The organism is Streptomyces acidiscabies (genome assembly GCF_020010905.1).
Lineage (GTDB): Bacteria > Actinomycetota > Actinomycetes > Streptomycetales > Streptomycetaceae > Streptomyces > Streptomyces acidiscabies.
In genome coordinates, this window is sequence record NZ_JAGJBY010000001.1 from 4,012,951 (window position 1) to 4,037,434 (window position 24,484).

Below are 24,484 nucleotides of genomic sequence, written 5' to 3' on the forward strand. Positions count from 1 at the left end.
TAACCGCGCAACCGTCACACACCGTGCCAAACGGTAGTGATGTTGCAGAACTCCCGGATCCCATGCCCGGACAGCTCACGCCCGTACCCGGACCGCTTCACCCCACCGAACGGAAACGCGGGATGCGAAGCGGTCATCCCGTTGAAGAACACCCCACCGGCCTCCAGCTCATCGGCGAACCGCGACACCTCCCCGGAGTCCCGCGTCCACACACTCGAACTCAGCCCGAACGGCGAGTCGTTGGCAACGGCGACAGCCTCGTCGAGATCCCGCACCCGATACACCACGGCAACCGGCCCGAACGCCTCCTCCCGATGAATCCGCAGCTCCCGCCCCACACCCGCGAGGACGGTCGGCGGATAGAACCACCCGTCCCCCTCAGGCCGCACACCCCCGCACAACACCCGCGCCCCACCCCGCACCGCATCCTCGACCAACTCCTCCAGATCGGCCCGCCCCCGCGCGGTCGCCAGCGGCCCCACCTGCGTCGACTCGTCCAGCGGATCCCCCACCCGCAGCGCCCCCATCCCCGCGACGAACCGCTCGACGAACCCCTCGTACACATCCGCATGCACGATGAACCGCTTAGCGGCGATGCACGACTGCCCGTTGTTCTGCACACGCGCGGTCACCGCGACCTCGGCCGCCCGGTCGAGATCGGCGGACGGCATGACGACGTACGGATCGCTGCCGCCCAGTTCGAGCACGGTCTTCTTCACCATGTCCCCGGCGGTGGACGCGACGGCCCGCCCCGCAGGCTCGCTCCCCGTGAGAGTCACCGCGCGCACCCGCTCGTCGCGCAGCACCTCGTCCACCCCGCCCGACCCGATCAGCAGCGTCTGGAAACACCCCTCGGGGAACCCGCCCCGCTGGAACAGGTCCTCCAGATACAGCGCGGTCTGCGGCACGTTCGACGCGTGCTTGAGCAGCCCGACGTTCCCCGCCATCAGCGCGGGCGCCGCGAACCGGATCACCTGCCACAGCGGGAAGTTCCACGGCATCACCGCGAGCACGGGCCCGAGCGGCCGGTACCGCACGAGGACGCGTACGCCGCCGGAGTCCCGTACGTCGGCGGTCGACGGCACCTCGTCGGCGAGCAGCGCCGCCGCGTTCCCGGCGTACCAGCGCATCGCCTTCGCGCACTTCGCGGCCTCGGCGCGGGCCTGGACGACGGGTTTGCCCATCTCGGTCGTCATGACGCGGGCGATGTCGTCGCGGTCCGCGTCGAGCAGGTCGGCGGCGTGGCCGAGCAGCGTCGCGCGTTCCTCGTACGTCGTCGTGCGGTACGACCGGAACGCGCCCTCCGCCAGCCGCAGCCGCCGTTCCACCTCCTCGGCGTCCATGGGCTGGTACGTCTTGAGGGTCTCGCCGGTCGCCGGGTTCACCGTCGCGATGGTCATGGTCGGCCTCCTTCGGGGGACGGGTGCTCCGCGAGCCGGTCGAGAAACGCGGCCTGGGCCGGTACGACGAGGCCGCGCGCCTCTTCGAGGCCGTACCAGGCGACCCGGTCCAGCTCGGGGAACTCCTGGACACGCCCCGACCTGGGCGGCCACTCCATCCGGAACGTCCCCGGGGCGAACGCCGCCAGGTCGAGGTCCGCCTCGACCGCCCATACGGTGACGAGCTTCCCGCCGGCCTGCCGGACCTCCCCGAGCGCGATGGCCTCCCCGCCGGGCGGCTCCAACCCCAACTCCTCCTGGAACTCCCGCCGCGCCGCGTCCCAGGGCGCCTCGTCGTCGCCGTACTCCCCCTTCGGCACCGTCCACGCCCCCGCGTCCTTCCGCGCGAACAGCGGCCCGCCCATGTGCCCGATCAGCACCTCCGTACGGCCGTCCCGGCGCCGGAACAGCAACAGGCCCGCGCTGCGCTTCACAGTTGTACCTCCGGGTGCGCGGCGAGCACGGTCTCCACGGTGTCCGCGTCCTCGGGGCGCTTGTCCTCGCGGTAGCGGACGACGCGGGCGAACCTCAGGGTGACTCCGGCCGGGTAGCGGGAGGAGCGTTGCAGGCCGTCGTAGGCGATCTCGACGACGAGTTCGGGCCGTACGGTGACGGTCCAGCCGTCGTCCGCGACGGCCAGCGCGCCGAGGTGTTCGGTCTGCCAGGTCAGCATGGCGTCGGTCATCCCCTTGAAGGTCTTGCCGAGCATCGCGAAGCCGCCGTCGGCCGTGCGGGCGCCCAGGTGGAGGTTGGAGAGCTTGCCGGTGCGGCGGCCGTGTCCGCGCTCCACGGCGAGAACCACGAGGTCGAGGGTGTGGACGGGCTTGACCTTGAGCCAGGAGGTGCCTCGGCGGCCCGCGCTGTAGGGGGAGTCCAGGGCTTTGAGGACGACGCCCTCGTGGCCTCTGGCCAGGGTTTCCGCGAGGAAGGTCTCGGCGGGGGCCGGGTCGCTCACGAGTGCGCGGCGTACGCGCATCGGCTCCGGGACCAGGCGGGCGAGTTCCGCGTGGCGGTCCGTGTAGGGGAGGTCCAGGAGGTCGCGGCCGTCCACCGAGAGGGCGTCGAAGAAGACGGGGGAGAGGGGGGTGGTCGCGGCGGCCTTCGTGACGTCCACGCGGGAGCCGACTCGTCCGGCGGTCTCCTGGAAGGGGAGGGGGCGGTTGGTCGTCGGGTCCAGGGCGAGGATCTCGCCGTCCAGGATGAAGGCGGTGCTCTTCAACTGGCGGGCGATGTCTGTCAGTTCGGGGACGCGGTCGGTGATGTCGTCCAGGGTGCGGGTGTAGACGTGGATCTCGTAGGCGTCGCGGTGGAGCTGGATGCGGATGCCGTCGAGTTTCTCCTCGATCGCGCAGGGGCCCAGTTTCGTGAGGGCTTCCTCGGGCGACGTCGCGGTGTGGGCCAGCATGGGGAACACCGGTCTGCCTACGGTGAGTTGGAACTCGGCGAGGGCTGGTGGTCCTTGTGCGAGCAGTGCTTGGGCGACCGGTTGCAGGGAGCCTGCGAGCATGACCGCGCGGCGAACGTCCGCCGGGTTCGCCCGAGTTGCCTGGGCCAGGGCTTCTACGGCGAGTGCGTCCAGGGCTCCTTGGCGCACCTCGCCGCTCAACAGGCCCCGGAGGAAGCGCTGTTCGTCGTCCGTGGCCTTCTCCATCAACTCCGCGAGCCGGCGGGTCCGTTCGGCCTGGGAGCCGGTTCCCGCGACCTTGCCGAGGGCGGTGAGGCGGGCGTCCGTCTCGGCGACGGTGAGCGTCGGGTTCTGGGCCGGGGGCGTCGTACGGCTGAGGAGTTTCCAGCCGATGCCGAGTCTGCCCTGGGGGAGGCGGCCCGCCAGGTAGGGGATCACCACGGGGACGTCCGCCGGGGCCGTCTCGTGGAAGAGGTCCGCGAGCAGGGCCGTCTTGCGGGAGCGTGCCGAGGTCTCGGCGACCTCCCGGGAGACCTCGGCCAGCCGGGCTAGGAGCATAGGGCCATCGTCCTACGGGGGTGGCTCGCGCACATCCCGAAGTGCTGCGGGGTTGACAAACCCTGTTGCCGAAAATGCAATGCGCGGTATGAGTACGGACGAAGTTCTTGCCGAGGTGGGGCCACGGTTGCGGCGGATCCGTAAGGAGCGGCAGGTGACGTTGGCGGGGTTGTCCGAGGTGACCGGGATTTCCGTCAGTACGTTGTCCCGGCTGGAGTCGGGGTTGCGGAAGCCGTCGCTGGAGTTGTTGCTGCCGATCGCCCAGGCGCATCAGGTGGCGCTGGATGAGTTGGTGGGGGCGCCGAAGGCGGGGGATCCGCGGGTCAGGTCCGAGCCGCTCGTGCGGCATGGGCGGACTTTCTGGCCGTTGACCCGGCAGCCGGGTGGGCTTCAGGCGTACAAGGTGCTGGTGCCGCAGAGCGAGGAGCGGCCCGAGCCGCGTCGGCATGAGGGGTACGAGTGGTTGTACGTGCTGTCGGGGAAGTTGCGGGTGGTGCTGGGGGAGCATGATGTCGTGCTGACGGCTGGGCAGGCGGCGGAGTGTGATACGCGGGTGCCGCACTGGTTCGGGTCTACGGGGGAGGGGGCGGTGGAGTTTTTGAGTTTGTTCGGGCCGCAGGGGGAGCGGATGCATGTGCGGGCTCGTCCCAAGGGCCGTCCCGAGACCCGCCCGGAGGGAAACTGACGGTTCCCTCCCTGCAAGCGACCGCTTAGTATGCGAAGCGACCTCGGTCAGACGACGTAGTCCCCCGTGGAGGCACCACATGCAGGCATGGCAAGTGCACGAGAACGGCGAGCCGAGTGAGGTGATGCGGCTTGCTGAGGTGGAGCGGCCTGTGCCTCGTGAGGGTCAGGTTCTGCTGAAGGTGCGTGCCGCGAGTCTCAACTTTCCTGATGTGCTGATGGCCCGGGGGCTTTATCAGGTCAAGCCGCCGTTTCCCTTCACGCCCGGTGTCGAGCTGTGTGGGGAGACCGAGGACGGGCGGCGGGTCATCGGGAACCCTGTGCTGCCGTTCGGGGCGCTTGCCGAGTACGCCGTTGCCGAGCCTGCCGCGTTGTTCCCCGCGCCCGAGTCGCTCGACGACGCCGAGGCCGCCGCGTTGCACATCGGGTACCAGACCGGGTGGTTCGGGCTGCACCGGCGTGCCCGCCTTGAGGCCGGGGAGACGCTGCTCGTGCATGCCGCCGCCGGTGGGGTCGGGAGTGCGGCCGTGCAGCTCGGGAAGGCGGCCGGGGCGCGGGTCATCGGCGTGGTCGGAGGGGCCGAGAAGGCCGCTGTGGCACGGGAGTTGGGCTGTGACGTCGTCATCGACCGGCGTGCGGACGACGTGGTCGGCGCCGTGAAGGAGGCGACCGGCGGGCGGGGTGCCGACGTCATCTACGACCCGGTCGGCGGGGAGGCGTACCAGCAGTCCACCAAGGTCGTCGCGTTCGAGGGGCGGATCGTGGTCGTCGGGTTCGCCAGCGGCTCCATCCCGAGCCCCTCGCTGAACCACGCGCTGGTGAAGAACTACTCGCTGCTCGGCCTGCACTGGGGCCTGTACGCCACCAAGAACCCGAAGCTGATCCAGCACTGCCACGAGCAGCTCACCGAACTCGCCGCACAGGGCGCGATCAAGCCGCTGGTGAGCGAGCGCGTCCCGCTGGCCGGCGCCGCCGGTGTCGTGCAGAAGCTGGCCGACGGGGTCACCACGGGCCGCGTCGTCGTGGAGGTCTCCGCATGACCGACGCGACCGAACTCAAGCGCCTGGTGGGGGAGTTGCTCACGGCGTACCCGCCCGCGAGCACCGATCGGCTCGACTTCCTGCGCGCCCGCTTCGACGCCGGGCTCGCCTGGGTCCACTACCCCGTCGGACTGGGCGGGTTGGACGCGCCGCGTGCTCTCCAGGCCGCCGTGGACGCCGAGTTGGCGGCGGCGGGGGCGCCCGACAACGACGCCCGGCGCAACGGCATCGGGCTCGGCATGGCCGCGCCGACCATCCTCAAGTACGGGACTCCCGAGCAACACCGGCGATTCCTGCGGCCGTTGTGGACCGGCGAGGAGGTCTGGTGCCAGCTCTTCAGCGAGCCCGGCGCCGGGTCCGACCTCGCGGCGCTCGGCACGCGGGCTGTGAGGGAGGGTGACGACTGGATCGTCAACGGGCAGAAGGTGTGGACCTCCGGTGCGCACAACGCCCGTTGGGCCATCCTCATCGCCCGCACCGACCCGGCCGTGCCCAAGCATGCGGGGATCACGTACTTCCTGTGCGACATGACCGACCCCGGCGTCGACGTGCGCCCGCTGCGGCAGATCACCGGTGAGGCCGAGTTCAACGAGGTGTTCCTCACCGACGTCCGCATCCCCGACGCCCACCGGCTCGGCGAGATCGGCGACGGCTGGCGGGTCGCGCAGACCACGCTGAACAACGAGCGCGTCGCCATCGGCGGGATGCGGCTGCCGCGCGAGGGCGGGATGATCGGGCCGGTCACGAAGACCTGGCGCGAGCGCCCCGAGCTGCGGACGCACGAACTCCACCAGCGGCTCCTGAAGCTGTGGGTCGAGTCCGAGGTCTCCCGGCTCACCGCCGACCGGCTGCGCCAGCAGCTCTCCGCCGGGCAGCCCGGACCCGAGGGTGCCGGGATGAAACTCGCGTTCGCGCGGCTCAACCAGGAGATCAGCGGCCTGGAGGTCGAACTCCTCGGCTCCGAGGGCCTGTTGTACGACGACTGGACGATGCGCCGCCCCGAACTCGTCGACTTCACCGGACGCGAGGCCGGCTACCGCTACCTGCGCGCCAAGGGCAACAGCATCGAGGGCGGGACCACCGAGATCCTGCTGAACATCGTCGCCGAACGCGTCCTGGGCCTGCCCGCCGAGCCGCGCACCGACAAGGACGTCGCCTGGAAGGACCTGGCCCGATGAGCGACCTGCTGTACTCGGAGGAGGAAGAGGCCCTGCGGTCCGCCGTACGGGACCTGCTCACCGACCACTGCGACCCGGCCGGGGTCATCACGCGCACCGAGTCCGACGCGCCGCACGACCTCGCCCTGTGGAAGCTGCTCGCCGGTGACATGGGCCTCGCCGGACTCCTCGTCCCCGAAGCGCAGGGCGGCCAGGGTGCCACGCACCGCGAAGTCGCCGTCGTCCTGGAGGAGTTGGGCCGGGCCGTCGCTCCCGTGCCCTACCTGTCCAGCGCGGTCGTCGCCACCGAGGCGCTCCTGGAGTGCGGTGACGCGGAGCTGCTGGAGCGGCTCGCGTCGGGGCGTGCCGTGGGGGCCCTCGCGGTCGGCCTGCACCGCGCGCCGGGCACCGCGTTCTCCGTCGTACGCCTCGAAAATGGCCGTCTGCACGGGCAGTTGACCGGGATCGCGGACGCCGGCGCCGCCGATGTGCTGCTGGTTCCGGCGGAGGACGGCGGGCTGTACGCCGTCGAGGCCGCCGACGCGACGGTCACCCCGCAGTCGTCCCTGGACCTCACCCGGCCGCTGGCCACGGTCACGCTCGACGGCGCTCCCGGGCGCCGCCTCGGTGACTCCGGGCCCGCCGTGCGCCGTGCGCTGCGGTCGGCCGCCGGGCTGCTGGCCTCCGAGCAACTCGGCGTCGCCGACTGGGCGTTGACCGAGACGGTCCGCTATCTCAAGGACCGCAAGCAGTTCAACCGGCCTGTCGGCGGGTTCCAGTCGCTCAAGCACCGGCTCGCGCAGGTGTGGCTGGAGGTCGTCAACCTCCGCGCGGCTGCCCGCAGTTCGGCCGACGCGCTGGCCACGGGTGAGGACGTCGAGGTGGCCGTAGCGGTCGCCCAGGCGTACGCCTCGCCCGTCGCCGTACGGGCCGCGGAAGAGGCGCTGCAACTCCACGCGGGCATCGGGATGACCTGGGAGCACCCGACCCACCTCTACCTGAAGCGGGCCAAGGCCGACTCCATCGCCTACGGGACGGCCGGCGCACACCGGACGACTCTCGCCGGACTCGTCGACCTCCAGGCGCCGTAAGAGCCTGTGTCACATCCCCGGCCGGGCGCCCGCCGCCTGGCACGCACGCTCGCGGCGTTGCCGAAACGCCCACGTGACTCTGCCACGCGGGCGCTCCGGCGCCTTGCGATCGCACGCACCAGACGACGTGCGCTGATCCGACCGGGGATGTGACACAGGCTCTAGGTTCCCGTCCGGTGAAGCCCGTCCCACCTGGGGCGGGCTTCTTCGTCGTCTTCGTGCGTCCCGGTGAACGTCCGGCCAACTCCTGTTCTGCTTCCTCCTCTTGAGGTGTCCACGCCCGCATACTCGCGGGGGACCCCCACGAGACAGGGAGCAGCGCATGGCCCTCACCACCCGTCGCAGAGCCCTCGGCGCGTTCGGCGCCGCCCTCGCGAGCACCGTCGCCCTGCCCGGCGTCAGCGCGCTCGCCGCCGAGCGGCACCCCGGTCGCCGGGAGCCGCTGTGGCGCGCGCACGCCCACAACGACTACGAGCACCCCCGGCCCCTCTTCGACGCGCTCGACCATCGGTTCGGGAGCGTCGAGGCGGACATCTTCCTTGTTGGCGATCAACTGTTGATCGGCCATGAGGTGAGCGACCTCGACCCCACCCGGACGCTCGAATCCCTCTACCTGGAGCCCCTCGCCGCTCGCGTGCGCGCCAACCACGGTTCCGTGTACCGGGGTTGGCGTAAGCCGATCCAGCTCCTCATCGACATCAAGACCGAGGGGTCCTCGACGTACCTGGAGCTGGACCGCCATCTCCAGCGCTACCCCGGGCTGTTCACCACGTACGCGCACGGCCGGGTCCGCAAGGGAGCCGTCACCGCCGTCATCTCCGGCGACCGCGCCGCACGCGGGCCCCTGGAGGCGCAGACCTACCGGCGTGCCTTCTACGACGGCCGCCTCGCCGACCTCGGCACCGCAGCGCCCGCCTCCCTCATCCCCCTCATCAGCGACAACTGGACCCTCAACTTCACCTGGCTCGGCGTCGGTTCCTTCCCCGAGGCCGAGCGGCAGCGGCTGCGCGGGATCGTCTCCGCCGCGCACGAGCGGGGACAGAAGGTCCGCTTCTGGGCCACGCCGGACCTCGCCGGACCCGCCCGGGACGCCCTCTGGGCCGAGCTTCTCGCCGCCGGCGTCGACTACTTCAACACCGACGACCTTGCCGGGCTCGAAGTTTTCCTCGACACCCACAAGGCCGCGTAACCACCCGTTCGAGGGACAGGTCACTCAGCCGGTTCGCCCCTCCACTACGCCACACTTGCGGCCGAACGCCGCGAAAGCGGACGTAGTGGAGGAGGTTCGCGTTGGCCGTGTCCATTTCCCTGGTCGTACTGCTGCTGATCCTGGTGGTGGTGTTCGTCCGGAACGGGGGGCTGAAGATGTCGCACGTGGTCGCGTGCCTGTTGCTGGGGTTCTTCCTGGCGGGGACGAGGATCGCGCCGACGATTCACAGTGGACTGACGGCGACGGCGGATCTGGTGGCGGGGATCCGGCCTTGAGTTCCGGGCGTCAGCGGCGGACCAGCACCGCGTGCGTGACCGTCGGTGAGCTGACCAGTTCGGACACCCGGTAGCCGTCGATCCCGTCGCCCAGGTTGTCGAGCAGCCGCTCCCCGTGTCCGACGAGCATCGGCGCGATGGCCAGGTGGAGTTCGTCGATCAGCCTGGCCCGCAGGTACTGCTGGATGACCGCCGCGCCGCCGCCGATCCGGACGTCCTTGCCGCCCGCTGCGTCGAACGCGCGCCGCAACACCGTCTCCAGCGGCTCGTCGGTGAAGTGGAAGGTCGTGCCGCCCTCCATCTCCAGCGGCGGGCGCACGTGGTGGGTGTGGACGAAGACGTCGTGGTGGTAGGGCGGGTTGTCGCCCCACCAGCCCTGCCAGGACTCGTCCGCCCACGGCCCGCGCTGCGGCCCGAACATGTTCCGCCCCATGATCGTGGCGCCGACGTTCTGATCGCCACGGGTGAAGTAGTCGACGTCGATTCCGGTCTTGCCCGCCGCGACGTCCTCCGACGCGGAGATGAACCACCGGTGCAGATCGTCACCCCAGCCCACACCGTCGCCGAACGGGGCGTCGAGTCGCTGGTTCGCGCCGGCCATGAAGCCGTCGAGGGAGATCGTGACGTTGTGTACGCGGACCTTGGGCATGGTCTTCGCCTCTCGTGTCGATGCCGTCTCTCACCCCTACGTCGAACAGAGCCTGCCTGGATCGACATCCCCGCGCATGTTTTTCGTGCTCGGCTATCCGCGTTCGAAGACGCCCACGCCATTGGGTACGGGGCGCTCCGCCCCGCCCGACGGATGGTTGAGGACCGCCGCCGCGCTCTGCCCGGCCTGCCTCAGCACCAGCGTCGTCGAACCTCCCCCGTCCAGGCTGAAGCCCTCCGTCGCCCCCAACTTCCGTAGCGCGCCCGCCAGTTCCGCCACCGTCAAGCCCTTGCGGTACGCCGTTCCCCCGTCCAGGGCGAAGAGCTGGACGTGTCGGCCGTCCCCCGAGATACCGATCGCCGTGCGGACGGCGGACGTCCTGTCGTCCAGGCCCGGAAGAGGTCGGCCCCCGGTCAGGATCGGGTAACCGCCCACCGCGAACCGGAACGCGGGATGCTCGACCTCGTACGGGTAACGCACCGACAGGTACTGCCCCTTGACCAGCGCGCGAAGCTGCCGTGCCCCCTTCTCCCGGCCCAACAGGACAGTGGTCCCCGTGGAGATGGACCCGGCGCCGGGGGTCGGCGAGCCCGAGACGACCCGGTCGCCGCGCACCGTCACCTCGTACGTGTCGGTCGCACAGGGCGCGGCCCTGTCCAGGTCCGTGCCACAAGTCGCCCTGGTCCGTGGGATGTCGCCCCACCGAGAGGTGTACGCGCCGACCGAGTTCTCCGGCAGCGCGTACTGGTTGAGGCCCGAGACGGGCAGGCCCGTGTTCGTCGTCGCCGTGAACGGCAGCGTGCCCAGGCGGGCGCGGCCGTCGCGGTCGACGCCGATGACGTCACGCGTGTTCGTGTCCGACGGAGGCGTGGGACCGAAGCGCTGGCCGTCCGGGACCGCGCCCTTCAGGAACTCGCCGTCCGCCACCGCAGGGCCGACGCTCGCGCCGGTCGCCGGGACGCCCGGGTGCTGGCTCTCCGTGATGTTGAAGAAGTCGCCGTTGACCCCGCCCAACGCGCCCTGGGAATCGGCCAGTCGGGACACCGGCGCCCGGCCCGCCACGACCCCCGGGTACAACAGGCCCAGCCGGACATGGGAGTTGGTGAGGTCGACGCTCAGGACATGCGCGTGCGCCGTCCCCGCCGCGCCCCGGATGTCGTACTGACGGTACGTCACCCCCTGCGCCACCGCCGCGTCGGCCGGTGGCGCGCCCGCGAGCGCCGCGCCCGCCACCGTCGCGCACACCGTCAGGAACGTGGTCAGTCGTCTCATTTGTCGCCTCCCTGCTCGTCCGTCGCCGAAATGCTCTTACGGCGACCGGGCGCGGACCAGGAAATACGAGGTCAACCCACGAGAACGGGTGAGAGGAGGACAGGTGTACGAGGGCTATCCGGCGTAGGGCGTGAAGTGGGCCGGGGCGTGGTCGATCGGCAGCTCGGGGCGCCAGGCCGTCAGGGACTGCGCGCTGCACACGAACAGCGACGGCGGCAGCCGGTCCAGGGGATACCAGCGCCAGTCCCCGACCCGCTCCCCGGGCTGGTCGGCGGGCTCACCCCGCCAGGTGCCCACCACGGCCCCGACGGTCATCCGGACGACCCCGTCCACATCGTCCAGCAGCGTCCCGAGCAGCCGCACGTCCCCCGCGTCCGCCTCGACGCCGGTCTCCTCCCTCAACTCCCGTACGACCGTGGCCTCCAGCGACTCGCCGGGCTCCGCCGTACCGCCGGGCAGCTCCCAGGTCCCGCGCTGATGCCGGCCCAGGAGGAGGCCCTGGGGGCCGTACAGGATCGCGCCGACGCCGATCGCCGCGTGCGGGACGGGAGGGAGGTTCGTACGAGGGCGCGAGCCGGTCCGCAGGGGGCGGTGGGCGCGGATGACATGGGGCGAGCTGTGGTCCACGACCAGCCCGTGATCACTCAACAGTCGTTCCCACGAAGCTGGTTCGGGCACCGAGAAGCACAGGATCGCGCCGGGGGCGAGCGCGGTCGCGAGTGCGGGCAACAGCCGCTGGGGATCGACGTACGGCAGCGGGTCCGCCGCGTACACCACGTCGTACGCCGCCAGTTCGCGCCGTAGGTGCTCGACGGGGTCCGCCTCGATCAGCCGCAGGCCCGGCAGGTGCCCGTACCGCGCGCGGGCCTGTTCGATCCGGTCGGCCGAGGGGTCGACCGCGTCGACCTTCGCGCCGTACGTCTCGACCAGGTGCGCGGCGTCGCGGGCCGTGCCGCAGCCGAGGTCCAGGATGCGGCGGCCGGTGAGGTCGCCGAGCCAGGTCCAGTCGATGGCGGTCAACGGACCGGGTGCTTGCTCATGATCGACACCCGGTTGAAGGCGTTGATCGTCAGCGCCGCCCAGATCACCGCCGAGATCTGGTCGTCGGTGAACACCTCGCGGGCCTCGGCGTACGCGGCTTCCTGCGCGTCCGCGTCCGTCGTGTGGGTCGTCACCTCGGCGAGGGCCAGGGCCGCGCGCTCCTCGGGGGTGAAGAGCGCGGTGTCCCGCCAGGCCGCGAGGACGCCGAGGCGGCGCGGGGTGTCGCCCTCGCGCAGGGCCGCCTTCGTGTGGACGTCCAGGCAGAAGGCGCAGCCGTTGAGCTGGGAGACCCGGAGGTTGACCAGTTCGAGGAGCGTGCGGGGCAGACCGGCTTCGGCGGCCGTCGCCCGTACGGCCTCCGAGGTCTGGACGAGGGCGTGGTAGGCCTTCGGGCTCTGTTTGTCGATGTAGATCCGTCGCGTCACGGTGAGATCCAATCACGGGCCGGTCGCGACCACCCCGTCCCCTGCCCTATGATTGATCTTGCGGCCAGCGCCCCAACTCGGGGAAACGGCCGATGCGTTGGTGGTCCAAGGAAAGACGTCCCGCTTCCTGCGGGGAGATGCAGGTGCAAGGCCTGCCCGGCGCTCAGAGACGAAGCCCGTCCCACAACTGTGGGGCGGGCTTCGCGCGTTGAGAGGTCACGCCGGTTCGAGGCGCTCCCGCAGCCGCCGCGCCAGCTCCAGCCGCTGCACCTTCATCGTCGCCGTCCGGGGCAGTTCGGCGAGCGGGATCTGCACCGGCGTGGAGAGCTGCGGGAAGTCCCGCACCGCCCGCTGCCAACGGGCGTGGTCCAGCGGGACGTTGTTCTTCGTGCACACCACCGGTACGGGGTCGCCCGCGGGCCCGGCGACCAGCACCAGCTCGATCAGCTCGTCGAGCCGGCCCAGCACCGCGTCCTCGACCTCAAGCGTCGAGTCGACGTTCTCGATGACGTCGACGGCCCGGTCCAGGACGTGCACCCGCCCCCACCGGTCCCGGTACCCGACGTCACCGGTACGCCACCAACGCCCGTCGCACTCCTGCCGATAGCGCTCGTCCTCGGCGTAGTACGTGATCGCCCGGCCGTCGCTCATCACCTCGATGAACCCCGGCGTCTTCTTCGACGGCCGCTGCCCGTCGCGCGGCACGACCCGGACGTGGGTCATGCCGGGCAGCGGATAGCCGAGGCAACGCCCGTTCGCCGTCAGGGCGTTCTTGCGGGTGTACCAGCGCGCGACGAGCGGGCCGCACTCGCTCTGCCCGTAGAACTGGAAGAAGATCGGGCTGCGGCGCAGGGACGCGGAGAGCAGCTTGTGGATCGTGGGCGGGTGGATCGCGTCGAACGTCCCGCTGTAGTACTTGACGTTGGACAGCGGGCGCAGCGGGTGTTCGACCAACTCCTCCCACTCCACGAAGGTGTTGGGGTGCGTCTCGACGATCCCCGGCCGCGTGCGGGCGAGCAGCGGCGCGACCCGCTCCGGCTCGCTGTCGTCGATGACGACGATCGGCATGCCGTGCTCCAGCATCACCGCCAGCGCCATGTACATGCGCGAGTGCACGAACGACACGTGCACGGCGTACGTCTCCCGGCGGCGGATCAGCGCGACCAACTGCTCCTGCGGGCGGTAGCGGCCACGCAGCGAGAGTGCTGTGTGCACGACCAGTTTCGGTACGCCGGTCGTGCCGGACGTGTGCGTCATCAGTGCGGGCTGGTCCCCGTCGAGCCGGACCGGCGTACGGCGCGGGGAGCCGGCCAGCGCGTCCAGGGAGACCGTGCCGGGGCGGTCGCCGCGCGGGACGATCACCCGGCACGCGGACTCGGCGAGCGGGAGGTCCGCCAGTTCGTCGCCCAACTTGGCCTCGTCCGTGAGGAGGTTGGGGCGCTCCAGGCGGTCGAGCAGGGCCCGGACCGTCGTGCCGTCCAGCGCCGGGGACAGCAGGACCGGCACCGCGCCGAGCCGGGACGCCGCGCAGGCCAGCAGGTAGATGTCGAAGTTGTGCGTCTTGTACAGGGCGAGGTGCTCGCCCGCCCGGACGCCCGCCGCCCACAGCCGCGCGGCCAGGTCGTCGACGAGGTCGGCGAGCGAGGCGAACGTCAGCTCGCGGCCCGCCTCCGGGACGGAGTCGATGTCGTGGTCCAGGGTGACCGGCACGCCCGGGTTGCGGGCCGCGGCCTCCTCCGGGATCAGGCCGAGCCTCAGCGGCTTCTTGCTGGCGGGCAGGTGGAGCGCCATCATCCCTCCTGGGGGCTGCTTGTGAAGGTGGTGGACAGCCGCTGCGTCAGCAGCCGTGCGTCGAGGTCGGTCAGCCGGATCGCGAAGGTCTCGCGCAGGGCGCGGATCACCTCGGCGCCGGTCAACTCGCGTTCTTCGGTGCGGCCGTCGGCGTACCGGGTCGTCAACCGGCTGTTCATCAGGGTCTGTCGGCTGTGCGCGTCGCCGCGCATCGCGACGAGCTTCCCCGTGAACGTGGAGCGCGGGTGGGTGGCCGTGTAGTGGTTGGAGACGTCGAAGTCGACCGCGTGGTGGTGCTCCAGGCGGAACGCGTACAGGTCGAACCAGCCGTCGGCGTGCAGGGATTGGAGCACCCAGTCCTCGTCGCCCTCGCGCACCAGGCGCCAGGCGAAGCCGCCCTCGGCGTGTGTCGCGCCGTCCGTGAAGGGGAGCGGGGTGAGGAGGCCCTCGGCGCCGAAGCCGACGTCCGCGAGGTGTGTTTCGCCGTCGATGTCCACGAGGAGCGTGGTGTGGGCGCGGTAGCGGATCAGATTCTTGCCCTGGCGGACCCGGGCCAGGAGGCGGGTCACCGGGACGCCGGTCGCTTCCAGGACGGCGGCGAAGAGGAGGTTGTGCTCGAAGCAGTAGCCGCCCCGGCCTTCCGTCACCAACTTCCGCTGGACGTCCGGGAGTTCGAGGGAGATGCCGCGCTCCAGGGCGACGTCCACGTTCTCGAACGCGATCGCCGCTCTGTGCGCGCGGTGCAACGACTCCGGTGTCGTGGGGGTCGCCGGGTGGCCCACGCGGCGTAGGTAGGCGTCGAGATCCAGCAGGTGCCCGCCCCATTGCGGGTCCCTCGGCGGTGACGGGGTGAGTACGGTGCGGTCCGTGGCCATGCGCCGGATCCTGGAGGGGGGTCCGGCGCCGGGCAACGCGGCCGAAAGCAGTTCGTCAGGTCCCGGACGGGGGGAGCGCGGCGACCGCGCAGGCCACCGAGGCGAGGGTCAGGTGACGGTGCCAGCCGGTCAGGGAACGGCCCGCGAAGTCCCGTAGACCCGTCTGTCTCGCCCTGGTCACCGCCGTGCGGGTCACCCGGTCCGTGTGCTTCGTCAGGCGCAGCAGGACCGGGGCGGGGAGGCGCATGTTCGTCACCCAGAAGTGGGCGGGGGGCTTGCGGGGGTCCGTCCATTCGCCCAGCAGAAGTGCCGGTCTGCGGGCCGGAGTTGTCACGGGGACCGCTGCGGCGAGGGAGACGGACGGGGCGGGGGTGCCGTCGTGCCATTCCACCGGGCGGCGCAGGGCTGTCACCGCCGCGAGCGTCTCCCTCGCGGAGCGTGTGCCGGCGCCGTAGCCCGGTAGCGCCGGGTCCGCCATCCGCAGGGGGGTCGCGGGTTGGGTGCGGGCGATCGTCGGGAGTTCCGCCAGGGGGAGGTGGGTGAGGGCTGTGGGGGTGTCCACGTCTCTTACGTCCAGTACCACCGGGCGTTGAGGGGTCGGGGTGGATCTGGTCGCTTCCAGGACCGCTGCCGTTATCGCGTCCTCGTACGTCTCGTCGGGCACGGTGTCGTCGTCCGGGAGGTGCAGGCGCCAGGCCACCGGGGTGACCACCTTCGGGGCCACGAACCAGACGCCGAACGACTGTCGGGAGTTGGGGGCTCCGCCGGTTCTCGGCAAGGGCATCGGCTGGACGACCCAGGCGGAGAGGGGGTTCGTCGCCGCGAGCCACTCGATGAGGGCGGCTCGTACGGGGTGCCAGTCCCAGGTGGAGCCGGTGACCAGGTGGTGCAGGCGCTGCTCTGCCGCCGAGTCGCCGCCGGTGTGCTGGGCGATGCTGCGGAACGATTTCCTGCCGGGGGTCTTGAGGAGGCCCTGTACGTATTCCTCGGCGCGTTGTCGCTGGTCGCGGCGAGGGAGGGAGGCGAAGACGGTGGCGTACATGTCCCTTGCGGCGTCTTCTTGAACGAGGGTGCGCATGGTGTCTCCCGGGGGCGCCTAAGGGGGTGGGGGGTGGGTTGGTCGGGCGGGTGCGGGTCGTATGTGGCTGGTCGCGCCCCGCAGCGGAGCTGCTGTTAGATACAGCCCCGCGCCCCTGAAAAGACCGGGCTGGGCTGCGTGGTTCAGTGAGGGCGGGCGGTCGCGCTCGCGCCGCGGTCCACCTCGCGCCGGGCGCCCCGAATGCCCCTCTCACGCCAGCAGCAACGCCACGATCGCCGGGCCGAAGCCCGCTCCCAGCTGGTAGCACAGGGTGAACAAGCCCAGGGCCGTTGTGCGGAGGCTGTTCGGGGCTCCTCCTACCGCCACCACCGACAGCGTCGCCTGGCCCGATGCCGCTACGAAGACCGCGACTCCGCCCGCCGCCAGCATCAGCAGGGCCGGTGCTCCCGTCGCCACCGTGAGCGGTGCCGCCACTCCTAGGGTCAGCAGGACCGTCAGGACCGTGCGGCGGTCGAGGCGGTTGGCCGAGGCTGCCATGCCCCACGACAGGATCGAGCCCGTCAGGAGCGCGACCAGGACGCCCACGCCCACCGACGACGTCGTCCAGCCCTCGTTGTCCTCCAGGAGGCGGGGGACCGAGTAGAGGAGGGCGAAGTACGTGGTGGAGAGGGCGCAGACCACCGCGCAGGCCGTGAGGTAGACCGGCGAGCGGAGCAGGGCCGCGGGGATGAAGCCCTCCGGGCGGCGGCGTATCCAGGCGGACAGCGCGGCGATGAGGGCGAGCGCGCAGAGGACCGCCGGGAGCGGGAAGCGGCCGAGGAGGACGAGGGCGCAGATCAGTCCGCCGGTCAGGAGCGCGCCGGTGACGTCGAAGGGCGTGTGGCCCTCGGCGGGGCGGAACTGTGGGGCGCGGAGATAGACGTACGGCGCTGCCAGCAGGGCGACGGCCGACAGGGACAGCGCCGCGTGCCACGAGACGTGGTCGCTGAGGAGGGAACCGGAGAGCGGCCCGAGCGCGCCGAGCATCCCGCTGCCCGCCGTGATGACGCCCATCCGGGCGGGCGTACCGGCGAGAGTGATCGCCGTGGTGATGAACCCGCCCCCGCCGAACGCCTGCGCGGCCCGGCCGACGAGGAGGCCGGGGAGGGAGGCGGAGAGTAAGACGGTCAGCGTCCCGGCGACGATCAGTACGGAGCTGACGAGGACGGCGGTCCGTATGCCCCGGTGCCGCAGGAGCGCCGCGACCATCGGCGTACCGAGGGCCATCGCGAGCCCGAAGACGGTGGCGATCCAGGTCGCCGTGGACACGGATATCCCGATGCCGTCGGCGATGTCGGGCAGCGTCGTCGTCGCCGCGTTGGCGCTGAGCGCGGTCGGCGTGGCCATCAGGCCGAGGGCGAGGGCCGCGACCGGGTGCCGTTCGGGTGCCGGCGCGGGCGCCTGCACGGAGGTGCTCGGTGAGGAACGGGTCATGGTTCGGTGGCCTCTCTGTGGGGACGTGACGCAGCAGCGATGGCCCGCTGGCAGAGGGTGAACCACTGCGGCTAGAGTATGGATTACACCGATGACTGTAAACAATGCGACGATGGATGTAGGCCCAACGGCGTAGACCGGAGCCGCCCCGGTGCCGGGTACGCTGCGGACCTGCTGACGATCGGAGGGACCGCCATGACGGTGGGGACGGCGACGACGGACACCCGTCGCGGCATGCCGGAGAAGCGGCGGGCGATCATGCGCGCGGCCCGCGCCGTGTTCGGCCGCGAGGGCTACACCCGCGCGGGCGTGGACACCATCGCCCTGGAGGCCGGCGTCTCCAACCGCACCATCTACAACCACTTCACCGACAAGGAACAGCTCTTCCAGACGGTCGCCCTGGAGGGCGCCGAGCAGGTCACCGCCGCCATCTCGGAGATCCTCGAACGCCACCTCCGCAAGATCGTCGACATCCGCGAGGACCTGATCGCCTTCGGCCTGGAGCGCGTCGCGGCCGTCACGGAGTTCCCCGACCACTTCGCCCTGGTCCGCACGATCGAGGCGGAGGCGTCCCGCATCCCCACCGACGTCCTGGAGGCCTGGCGGGACGTCGGCCCCCTGTCCGCGCACAAGCGCCTCGCCCCCTACCTGCGTCGGATCGCCGAACGCGGGCTGCTCCTCCTCGACGACCCCGAGCGCGCCGCCAACCACTTCAACCTGCTGACCATCACGGACGTCAACCAGCGCACGTTCTACGGCGCCCTGCCGCTGCCCGACGCGGAGGTCAACTCGATCGTGGTGGAGGGTGTGGACACGTTCCTGAAGCTGTACGGGACCGACTGACACCGGTATTCGCCGCGTAATTCACGGCGTTTTCCGAAAAAGCGCCGAGTCGGTTTTCCCCCTGCTGTTCCCCCTGCTGTTTTCCCAGCTCAGAGGCCACTTTCGGGTGGCCTTTTCGGCGTTCCCCTTTCGTGGAACGGTGACTTGACGGACTCTCCCCGACCCCCTTTCCGCCCTTCCGTGACCGGCCGATGCTGACGGGGCAGGAAAGGAGTCACAGATGAACCTCGCCCCTGTGGGAATCCTCGGGACGGGCTCGTACCTGCCGTCCCGCGTGGTGACCAACGAGGACCTCGAAGCCCCGACCGGCGTCACCGACGAGTGGATCGTCCGCAAGACCGGCATCAGGGCCCGCCGCTTCGGCAAGCACGACGAGGCCACCTCGGACCTCGCCGCAGCCGCCGCCCGCGCCGCCCTGGAGGACTCCGGCAGCAGAGTCGCCGACCTGACTCTGATCATCGTCGCGACCTCCACCCCGGACTCCCCGCAGCCCCCCACCGCGGCCCTGGTCGCGCACCTCCTGGACGCCCCCAGCACGGCCGCCGCCTTCGACCTGAACGCCGTGTGCAGCGGCTTCGTCTACGCGCTCGCCGCCGCCCAGCGGATGCTGGCCGCCACCGGCGGCACCGCGCTGGTGATCGGCGCCGACATGTACAGCCGGATCACCGACCCCGCCGACCGTCGCACCCGCGTCCTGTTCGGCGACGGCGCCGGGGCCGTCGTCCTCGGCGGCGCCGACCGGCGGCGGATCCTCGCGAGCCGGCTGCTCACCTACGCCGAGGGGCGCGAGCTGGTGGGGGTGCCGGCGGGCGGCACCCGGCTCGGGGTGAACGCCGGGACCGTGGACGAGGGACGTCACCACTTCGTCATGAACGGACGCGGCGTCAAGGAGATCGTGTACGACAAGCTGCCCGGCACCCTCTTCGCGTTCCTCGACGAGGCCGGGGTCGCCAAGGAGGACATCGCGCACATCGTCCCCCACCAGGGCAACGGCGTGATGCTCGGCGACCTGGAGCGCGAACTCGCCTTCCCGCAGGCCCGGTTGCACACGACGGTCGGCGAGTACGGAAACACCGGCGCCGCCTCCATCCCCGTGACGCTCGACGCGGCGGCCCGCGCGGGGCAACTGCGGCCCGGGGACAAGGTGTTGCTGACCGCGTTCGGCGGCGGCTTCTCCTTCGGGCACGCGCTGGTCGAGTGGTGAACGTCGAGATGAGGAGGACAGCAGTGGACGCCTACCTGCGGCGCATCGGTGCCGACCGGCCCGAGCGGGCCGACCTGGAGAACCTCGCCCGGCTCCAGGACCGCCACCTGAGGACCGTGCCGTTCGAGACGATCGACTTCAACCTCGGCATCCCCATCAGGATGGGCGAGGACGTCGTCGAGAAGATCGTCGACCGGCGCCGGGGCGGCGGCTGCTACGAGCTGAACACCGCCTTCGCCGTCCTGCTGCGCGGCCTCGGCTACCAGGTCGACCTGCTCCCCGGCCGCACCCTGCACAACGGCAAAGAGGCCCTGCTCGGCGCGCACGGCGGCCACATGATGCTCAAGGTCACGATCGACGGCGAGCCCTGGCTCGTCGACGTCGGCTTCCGCTGGGCGAGCCGCCGCCCCCTGCGCCTGGCCGAGCGCGGCCCGCAGAAGGACGAGAACGGCGAGTATCACATCGTGGACGGCGAGTACGGCGATGTCGTCATCGTCCACGACGGCGTGCCCCGCGTCCGCCTGGAGACCCGGCCCCGCGACACGTACGACTTCGAGCCCACCCTGTGGTGGTTCTCCAGCGCGCCCGAATCGCCCGTCACCGGCGGCTCGGTGTGGGCGTCGATCGTCACCGACGCGGGCCGCGTCTCCCTCCTGGACCGCACGCTCAGCCGGACCGAGGACGGCGAACAGGTCCGCGAAGTCCTCGACGACGAGGCGTTCTTGGCGGCCTGCCGCCGCTGGTTCGGCATCGAGCTGGACCGCCTGCCCGAACTCCCCCCGATGCCGGACCCCTCTTGATAGGAAGTGTGCGCACCGTGCCTACAGAGAAGACCTTCGACGTCCTGGTGGCGGGTGCCGGACCCTCCGGCCTGCTCCTGGCCTGCGAACTGCTGAGCCGGGGCGTCCGCGTCCGCATCGTGAACGCCGCCCCCGAGCCGATGCACGTCCCCCGGGCGCTGTCCATCTACCCCAGGGCGATGGACATCCTCGCTGATCAGGGCCTGCGTGACGCGGTGTACGACGTGTCGGGCACGATCCGCACGCTGAGCTATTTCTCCGACCGGGGGCATCTCGCCTCGTTCCACATTCCGGAACAGCACGCGGCCCGCGTCCTGCCCCAGTACGAGACGGAACGCATCCTCACCGAACGCCTGGAGGCCCTCGGCGGCAAGGTCGAGCGCGGGGTGCGCCTGCTGTGCCTGGAGGGCGTCGACTTCAGCGGCCGGATCGAGGGCACGGCCCGCATCACCGCCGTCCTCGAAGGCCCCGACGGCATCGTCGAGCGGGCCACGGCCTCGTACGTCGTCGGCGCGGACGGCGCGGGCAGCGCGGTGCGCGGACAGCTCGGGATCGGGTTCCAAGGGTCCACGTACGGACTGGAGTTCGCGCTCGTCGACGCCAAGGTCGACGGGGACCTCGACCCGGAGGAGATCCTCTACTACCAGGACCCGTCCGGCACCCTCGCCGTCGTCCCGCACCCGGGCGGCGTCTACCGGTTCCTGTCCGTCCTGCCGCAGGGGGCGGGCTCGGCCGGCGTCGAGATGATGCAGGAGATCGTCACCGAGCGCGGGCCGCGCGGCGTACGGATCACCGAACCTGTCTGGACGACCGTCTTCCGCGTCCACGCCCGCCTCGCCACCGACTTCCAGCTGGGCAGGGTCTTCCTGATCGGCGATGCGGCGCACGTCCACAGTCCGGCCGGCGGGCAGGGCATGAACAACGGCCTCCAGGACGCGCACAACCTGGGCTGGAAGCTGGCCGCCGTGCTGCGCGGTGCCTCGCCGGTCTCACTCCTCGATACGTACGGACCGGAGCGGTTCGAGGCGACGCGGCGCAGTGTCCGGGATACGGACCTGCACACCAAGGCGTGGATGGCGAAGGGGCGGGCCCGGGTTCTGATGCGGGACGCGGGGTTCAAGCTCGCGGAGCGTACGGGGGCGGCGTCCCGTCTGTACGCGCCTGTTCTCGCCGGGCGGCGGCAGACCTATCCCGTCGCGCGCGACACTCAGCTTCCTTCCGGGGTCTCGCCCTGCCAAGCGCGCGCGAAACTTCCCGGCGGGACCGGTGTGGGCGGGCTGTTTCCGCGTGAGCAGATCCTTGCGTACGGGATGAAGGGGTGGACGCTTGCGGTCACCGGGACGGTGCTCGGTGCTGGGGACTGGCACAAGGAGGTCGGCCATATCGCCGCCGGCTGGCCGGAGTTGAGGGTGGTGACCGTTCCGGCGCGGACCCTTGCCGATGCGACCGGCTGTCGGCGGCTCGGGTACCACCTCGTACGGCCTGATGGGCATGTTGCCGCGCATGGGCATGAGGGGGACTTGAACCGGTTGGAGAAGGAACTCGGCGCTGTGCTTGTGCGCGGGAAGAAGGCCTGACGATGACCGTCCACGTGGGTGCACAACTGCCCGTCAACTCCATCCCCGGCTACCGCGACGACCTCGACCTCGCCGCCGTCGCCCGGCACGCCGAGGATCTCGGTCTCGACTCCGTCTGGGCGGGCGACCGTCTCGCCGCTCCCTACCCGACCCTCGATCCGTCCCTCGTCCTCGCGACGGCCGCCGCCGTGACGAGCCGTATCCAGGTCGGGTACGGGGTGATGCTGCTCGCGCTGCGGTCCGCCGCGTGGGCCGCCAAGCAGGTCGGCACGCTTCAGCGGCTGTCCGGGGGGCGTACGGCCCTCGGGGTGGGCGTCGGGACCGGCGACCCCCAGGAGTGGGGCGCCGCCGGGGTCTCGCCCCGGGGCCGGGGGCGGCGCACCGAACGGCTCCTGGAGCTGCTGCCCGGCCTGCTCGCCGGTGAGCGCACCGCCCTGACCGACCTGCCCGGCAGCCCGTCCGTCGCCCTGAACCCGGCGGTGCCCGTGCCGGAGATCTGGATCGGCGGAGGCTCCGAACAGGCGCTGCGGCGGGTCGTCTCGCACGGGCAGGGGTGGCTCGCGGCGATGAAGCCGCCCAAGGAGGTGGCCCGTTGCGTCGGGCGGCTCGGTGAATTCGCCGCGGAACAAGGGGTGTCGGCGCCCCGGGTCAGCATGCATCTCCACGTCCGGCTGCTGTCGCGCGCCGACCCCGCCGGCTCGTCCCGAGTTGCCGACCGCCTCACCGCTCAGTACGGCATGCCGCGTGCGCTGTCGGGGGATGTCGGGGTCGCCGGTACGCCGACTCAGATCGCGGAGCGGTTGCGGGAGTACGGGGACGCGGGGGCTGAGCGGTTCGTGCTCGTGCCGTTCGGGGAGGACGGGGACGATCCGTTCCGGCAGTACGAACTGTTTGCGCAGGTACGGGAGTTGCTGGCGCGCGGCTGAAGTCTGCGTGGAGCACCTCGGTGGTTGGGCCGGGGTTTGGCAGGGCCTCGGCGCTTGCGAGCCGGGGCGTGGCAGGGCCCCGGTGACGACGCCGGGGCCCCTGATCTCTTCCGGGAGCTGTACGACCATGACCTCCGGCCTCACGACCACCTCCGTCGTCCGCACCCACGGCGGTGACCTGCGCGGCACCCTGGAGACGTACCGGCAGCGTCCGCTGCACGTGTTCCGGGGCATCCCGTACGCCGTCGCCGAGCGGTTCGCCTCGCCGCGAACCGCCTTGCCCTGGACGGGAGTTCGCGACGCGACCGCCTTCTCCCCGGCCTTCCTCCAGCCCGGCGTCCCCGACAGTCGCGAGGACGCCCTGTACGCCAACGTCTGGACCCCCGATCCAGGCGGCCGGCTGCCTGTGCTGGTCTACGTCCACGGCGGCGGGTGGCAGGTCGGGTCCGGGAGCGCGCCCACCTTCGACGGGGCCAAGCCCGCCGCGCTCGGGAACATGGTCGTCGTCAACTTCAACTACCGGCTCGGGGCCTTCGGTTGGGGGCTGCACGAGGCGTTCACCGATCCCGGTACCGGGAGGTTCGCGAACTGGGGGTTGCAGGATCAGGCCGCGTTGTTGCGGTGGGTGCGGGACAACGCCGAGGCGTTCGGCGGTGACCCGGGGGACATCACGTTGTGCGGGACCTCCGCCGGGGCGGTCACCGCGCGGTTGTTGACCGACGCCGACGACACTCGGGGGATCGCGCGGCGGCTCATCGCGATCAGTGCGAGCCGGCCGTGGGCGCCCACGCTGGGGCTCACGCCGGGGGACGCGGCCGAGGCGTACGAGCGGCTCGCTGTCGAACTCGGGGTGTCCGTATCGGGGTTGCGTACGGTGCCGGCGGAGGCGCTGTTCGCCGCCTGGAACGCGTTGTTCCAAGGGGCGCCCGCCGAGCGGGTGTTGGGGAGTGGGCGGGAGTATCGGGGGCCTGTGCTCGACGCGTTGACCGGGGTGGGTTCCGAACCGGTCGTGCCCGCGATACCGGTGATGTCCATCCACAACCGCACCGAGGGGTCCTTCTTCACCGACCCGCACAGTGTGTCGTTCCCCCCGGCGCCGCCCGCGCCCACGGACTCGCGTGAACTGCGGGACGCCGTACGGGAGGTGATGCTCAAGTGCACGGACACCGTGGAGGACGGGCTCGCCGAGGCGTGCGTCGCGGCGTACCGGGAGGCCGCGCTCGACGAGGGGCGGTCCGCCGATCCGCTCTCGCTGTGGACCGAGGTGTGGGGGGACGCGGTCTTCCGCTACCAGATCGTCCGGCTCGCCCAGCGGCATGCGCTGCGGGGGGCTTCGCCGCAGTACGTCATGGAGTTCGCGCATCCGGTGCGGGCGCCGCACTTCGGGACGCCGCACGACGCCACGTCGAAGTTCCTGTTCGGGTCACATGCGCACCCGTTGTTCGTGGGGCAGTTCGGGGACGGGGCGGGGGAGCGGAGGGTGTCGGACACGTTCGTGGATCTGGTGGCGTCGTTTGTCCGGGGGGAGAGGGCGGAGGGGTGGCCTGTGTACGAACCGGGGGTGCCTAGTGCGTTGGTGTTGGGCGGAGTTGAGGGGGCGCGGGTGGAACATCCCTCGAAGTTGCGGCAGTTGGAGTTCTGGGACGAGGTGGAGTGGTTGCCGGGGGCTTGAGGAGTGGGCGGGTGCCGTGAGGGCCGGGCGATTTCATG

The 24,484-nt window shown here is 71.3% G+C and carries 22 protein-coding genes, 1 tRNA gene and 1 pseudogene; 13 read left to right on the forward strand and 11 right to left on the reverse strand.

Features of this window, described 5'->3' with window-relative positions; all coding sequences use genetic code 11:
• Window positions 1–14: 14 nt before the first annotated feature.
• From J8M50_RS18625 to J8M50_RS18635, 3 genes are read right to left on the reverse strand one after another with little or no spacing between them, the layout of a single operon-like run.
• The gene (locus tag J8M50_RS18625; RefSeq protein WP_010355479.1) at window positions 15–1,400 is read right to left on the reverse strand and encodes an NADP-dependent succinic semialdehyde dehydrogenase; all 1,386 of its coding nucleotides are present in this window, start codon (window positions 1,398–1,400) and stop codon (window positions 15–17) included.
• Window positions 1,397–1,873 carry an NUDIX hydrolase gene (locus J8M50_RS18630; RefSeq protein WP_010355478.1) on the reverse strand — a complete coding sequence of 159 codons (477 nt, stop codon included), beginning with the start codon at window positions 1,871–1,873 and terminating at the stop codon, window positions 1,397–1,399. The genes J8M50_RS18625 and J8M50_RS18630 overlap by 4 nt, the downstream gene beginning before the upstream one ends.
• Entirely contained in the window at window positions 1,870–3,402 is a 1,533-nt protein-coding gene (locus tag J8M50_RS18635) for an ATP-dependent DNA ligase (protein ID WP_010355477.1), read from the reverse strand. The genes J8M50_RS18630 and J8M50_RS18635 overlap by 4 nt, the downstream gene beginning before the upstream one ends.
• 88 nt (window positions 3,403–3,490) lie before the next feature.
• Between J8M50_RS18635 and J8M50_RS18640 the strand changes: the two genes are divergently transcribed.
• From J8M50_RS18640 to J8M50_RS18665, 6 genes are all read left to right on the forward strand, one after another.
• Window positions 3,491–4,087, forward strand: coding sequence for a helix-turn-helix domain-containing protein (locus J8M50_RS18640; protein ID WP_010355476.1), 597 nt, complete (start codon window positions 3,491–3,493; stop codon window positions 4,085–4,087).
• A 79-nt stretch (window positions 4,088–4,166) separates the two neighbouring features.
• Complete coding sequence (locus J8M50_RS18645; protein ID WP_010355475.1) at window positions 4,167–5,126, forward strand: NADPH:quinone oxidoreductase family protein; 960 nt, start codon at window positions 4,167–4,169, stop codon at window positions 5,124–5,126.
• Window positions 5,123–6,304, forward strand: coding sequence for an acyl-CoA dehydrogenase family protein (locus tag J8M50_RS18650; protein ID WP_010355474.1), 1,182 nt, complete (start codon window positions 5,123–5,125; stop codon window positions 6,302–6,304). The genes J8M50_RS18645 and J8M50_RS18650 overlap by 4 nt, the downstream gene beginning before the upstream one ends.
• Window positions 6,301–7,374 (forward strand): acyl-CoA dehydrogenase family protein, encoded by a 1,074-nt coding sequence (locus tag J8M50_RS18655; RefSeq protein ID WP_010355473.1) that lies wholly within the window; start codon window positions 6,301–6,303, stop codon window positions 7,372–7,374. Before J8M50_RS18650 ends, J8M50_RS18655 begins: the two co-directional genes overlap by 4 nt.
• A 322-nt stretch (window positions 7,375–7,696) precedes the next feature.
• Entirely contained in the window at window positions 7,697–8,563 is an 867-nt protein-coding gene (locus J8M50_RS18660; RefSeq protein WP_010355472.1) for a phosphatidylinositol-specific phospholipase C/glycerophosphodiester phosphodiesterase family protein, read from the forward strand.
• A gap of 101 nt (window positions 8,564–8,664) precedes the next feature.
• Window positions 8,665–8,859, forward strand: a complete 195-nt coding sequence (locus J8M50_RS18665) for a hypothetical protein (RefSeq protein ID WP_010355471.1) — start codon at window positions 8,665–8,667, stop codon at window positions 8,857–8,859.
• A 10-nt stretch (window positions 8,860–8,869) separates the two neighbouring features.
• Here the strand turns inward: J8M50_RS18665 and J8M50_RS18670 are convergent, their stop codons facing one another.
• From J8M50_RS18670 to J8M50_RS18685, 4 genes are all read right to left on the reverse strand, one after another.
• Entirely contained in the window at window positions 8,870–9,508 is a 639-nt protein-coding gene (locus tag J8M50_RS18670; protein ID WP_010355470.1) for a dihydrofolate reductase family protein, read from the reverse strand.
• A gap of 93 nt (window positions 9,509–9,601) precedes the next feature.
• A complete protein-coding gene (locus tag J8M50_RS18675) occupies window positions 9,602–10,780 on the reverse strand; it encodes a phosphodiester glycosidase family protein (protein WP_010355467.1) in 1,179 nt (392 codons plus the stop codon).
• Between the two features lie 114 nt (window positions 10,781–10,894).
• Window positions 10,895–11,800 (reverse strand): NUDIX domain-containing protein, encoded by a 906-nt coding sequence (locus J8M50_RS18680; RefSeq protein WP_010355465.1) that lies wholly within the window; start codon window positions 11,798–11,800, stop codon window positions 10,895–10,897.
• Window positions 11,797–12,246 carry a carboxymuconolactone decarboxylase family protein gene (locus J8M50_RS18685; protein WP_178855050.1) on the reverse strand — a complete coding sequence of 150 codons (450 nt, stop codon included), beginning with the start codon at window positions 12,244–12,246 and terminating at the stop codon, window positions 11,797–11,799. Before J8M50_RS18685 ends, J8M50_RS18680 begins: the two co-directional genes overlap by 4 nt.
• Window positions 12,247–12,340: 94 nt before the next feature.
• Between J8M50_RS18685 and J8M50_RS18690 the strand changes: the two genes are divergently transcribed.
• Window positions 12,341–12,410, forward strand: a tRNA-Arg gene (locus tag J8M50_RS18690).
• A gap of 52 nt (window positions 12,411–12,462) precedes the next feature.
• Here the strand turns inward: J8M50_RS18690 and J8M50_RS18695 are convergent.
• The 4 genes and pseudogenes from J8M50_RS18695 to J8M50_RS18710 all read right to left on the reverse strand — a co-directional run bounded on the left by J8M50_RS18695 (window position 12,463) and on the right by J8M50_RS18710 (window position 17,424).
• Window positions 12,463–14,037 carry a class I adenylate-forming enzyme family protein gene (locus J8M50_RS18695; RefSeq protein WP_010355462.1) on the reverse strand — a complete coding sequence of 525 codons (1,575 nt, stop codon included), beginning with the start codon at window positions 14,035–14,037 and terminating at the stop codon, window positions 12,463–12,465.
• Window positions 14,037–14,912, reverse strand: a complete 876-nt coding sequence (locus J8M50_RS18700; protein ID WP_010355461.1) for an arylamine N-acetyltransferase family protein — start codon at window positions 14,910–14,912, stop codon at window positions 14,037–14,039. The genes J8M50_RS18695 and J8M50_RS18700 overlap by 1 nt, the downstream gene beginning before the upstream one ends.
• A gap of 55 nt (window positions 14,913–14,967) precedes the next feature.
• Window positions 14,968–15,951, reverse strand: a pseudogene (locus J8M50_RS18705) (transposase); the annotation flags it as partial.
• 249 nt (window positions 15,952–16,200) lie between these two features.
• Window positions 16,201–17,424: an MFS transporter gene (locus J8M50_RS18710; protein WP_010355459.1), complete on the reverse strand. Its 1,224-nt coding sequence runs from the start codon at window positions 17,422–17,424 to the stop codon at window positions 16,201–16,203.
• A gap of 195 nt (window positions 17,425–17,619) precedes the next feature.
• Between J8M50_RS18710 and J8M50_RS18715 the strand changes: the two genes are divergently transcribed.
• The 6 genes from J8M50_RS18715 (at window position 17,620) to J8M50_RS18740 (ending at window position 24,446) form a co-directional block, all read left to right on the forward strand.
• Window positions 17,620–18,267 carry a TetR/AcrR family transcriptional regulator gene (locus tag J8M50_RS18715; RefSeq protein WP_010355457.1) on the forward strand — a complete coding sequence of 216 codons (648 nt, stop codon included), beginning with the start codon at window positions 17,620–17,622 and terminating at the stop codon, window positions 18,265–18,267.
• A gap of 220 nt (window positions 18,268–18,487) precedes the next feature.
• Entirely contained in the window at window positions 18,488–19,471 is a 984-nt protein-coding gene (locus tag J8M50_RS18720; protein WP_010355456.1) for a 3-oxoacyl-ACP synthase III family protein, read from the forward strand.
• 8 nt (window positions 19,472–19,479) lie between these two features.
• Window positions 19,480–20,271 carry an arylamine N-acetyltransferase family protein gene (locus tag J8M50_RS18725; protein ID WP_029184105.1) on the forward strand — a complete coding sequence of 264 codons (792 nt, stop codon included), beginning with the start codon at window positions 19,480–19,482 and terminating at the stop codon, window positions 20,269–20,271.
• A gap of 17 nt (window positions 20,272–20,288) precedes the next feature.
• On the forward strand, window positions 20,289–21,848 hold the full coding sequence (locus J8M50_RS18730) for an FAD-dependent monooxygenase (RefSeq protein ID WP_100216800.1): 1,560 nt from the start codon (window positions 20,289–20,291) through the stop codon (window positions 21,846–21,848).
• A gap of 2 nt (window positions 21,849–21,850) precedes the next feature.
• Window positions 21,851–22,774: an LLM class flavin-dependent oxidoreductase gene (locus J8M50_RS18735; protein WP_010355452.1), complete on the forward strand. Its 924-nt coding sequence runs from the start codon at window positions 21,851–21,853 to the stop codon at window positions 22,772–22,774.
• 127 nt (window positions 22,775–22,901) lie between these two features.
• Entirely contained in the window at window positions 22,902–24,446 is a 1,545-nt protein-coding gene (locus J8M50_RS18740) for a carboxylesterase family protein (RefSeq protein WP_010355451.1), read from the forward strand.
• Window positions 24,447–24,484 lie beyond the last annotated feature (38 nt).

Coding starts and splice junctions, on each gene's coding strand:
- J8M50_RS18725 (WP_029184105.1), top strand. CDS start 19,480: ATGAGGAGGACAGCAGTGGACGCCTACCTGCGGCGCATCGGTGCCGAC.
- J8M50_RS18715 (WP_010355457.1), top strand. CDS start 17,620: ATGACGGTGGGGACGGCGACGACGGACACCCGTCGCGGCATGCCGGAG.
- J8M50_RS18670 (WP_010355470.1), bottom strand. CDS start 9,508: ATGCCCAAGGTCCGCGTACACAACGTCACGATCTCCCTCGACGGCTTC.
- J8M50_RS18655 (WP_010355473.1), top strand. CDS start 6,301: ATGAGCGACCTGCTGTACTCGGAGGAGGAAGAGGCCCTGCGGTCCGCC.
- J8M50_RS18640 (WP_010355476.1), top strand. CDS start 3,491: ATGAGTACGGACGAAGTTCTTGCCGAGGTGGGGCCACGGTTGCGGCGG.
- J8M50_RS18740 (WP_010355451.1), top strand. CDS start 22,902: ATGACCTCCGGCCTCACGACCACCTCCGTCGTCCGCACCCACGGCGGT.
- J8M50_RS18695 (WP_010355462.1), bottom strand. CDS start 14,037: ATGGCGCTCCACCTGCCCGCCAGCAAGAAGCCGCTGAGGCTCGGCCTG.
- J8M50_RS18650 (WP_010355474.1), top strand. CDS start 5,123: ATGACCGACGCGACCGAACTCAAGCGCCTGGTGGGGGAGTTGCTCACG.
- J8M50_RS18720 (WP_010355456.1), top strand. CDS start 18,488: ATGAACCTCGCCCCTGTGGGAATCCTCGGGACGGGCTCGTACCTGCCG.
- J8M50_RS18645 (WP_010355475.1), top strand. CDS start 4,167: ATGCAGGCATGGCAAGTGCACGAGAACGGCGAGCCGAGTGAGGTGATG.
- J8M50_RS18700 (WP_010355461.1), bottom strand. CDS start 14,912: ATGGCCACGGACCGCACCGTACTCACCCCGTCACCGCCGAGGGACCCG.
- J8M50_RS18625 (WP_010355479.1), bottom strand. CDS start 1,400: ATGACCATCGCGACGGTGAACCCGGCGACCGGCGAGACCCTCAAGACG.
- J8M50_RS18735 (WP_010355452.1), top strand. CDS start 21,851: ATGACCGTCCACGTGGGTGCACAACTGCCCGTCAACTCCATCCCCGGC.
- J8M50_RS18675 (WP_010355467.1), bottom strand. CDS start 10,780: ATGAGACGACTGACCACGTTCCTGACGGTGTGCGCGACGGTGGCGGGC.
- J8M50_RS18635 (WP_010355477.1), bottom strand. CDS start 3,402: ATGCTCCTAGCCCGGCTGGCCGAGGTCTCCCGGGAGGTCGCCGAGACC.
- J8M50_RS18710 (WP_010355459.1), bottom strand. CDS start 17,424: ATGACCCGTTCCTCACCGAGCACCTCCGTGCAGGCGCCCGCGCCGGCA.
- J8M50_RS18660 (WP_010355472.1), top strand. CDS start 7,697: ATGGCCCTCACCACCCGTCGCAGAGCCCTCGGCGCGTTCGGCGCCGCC.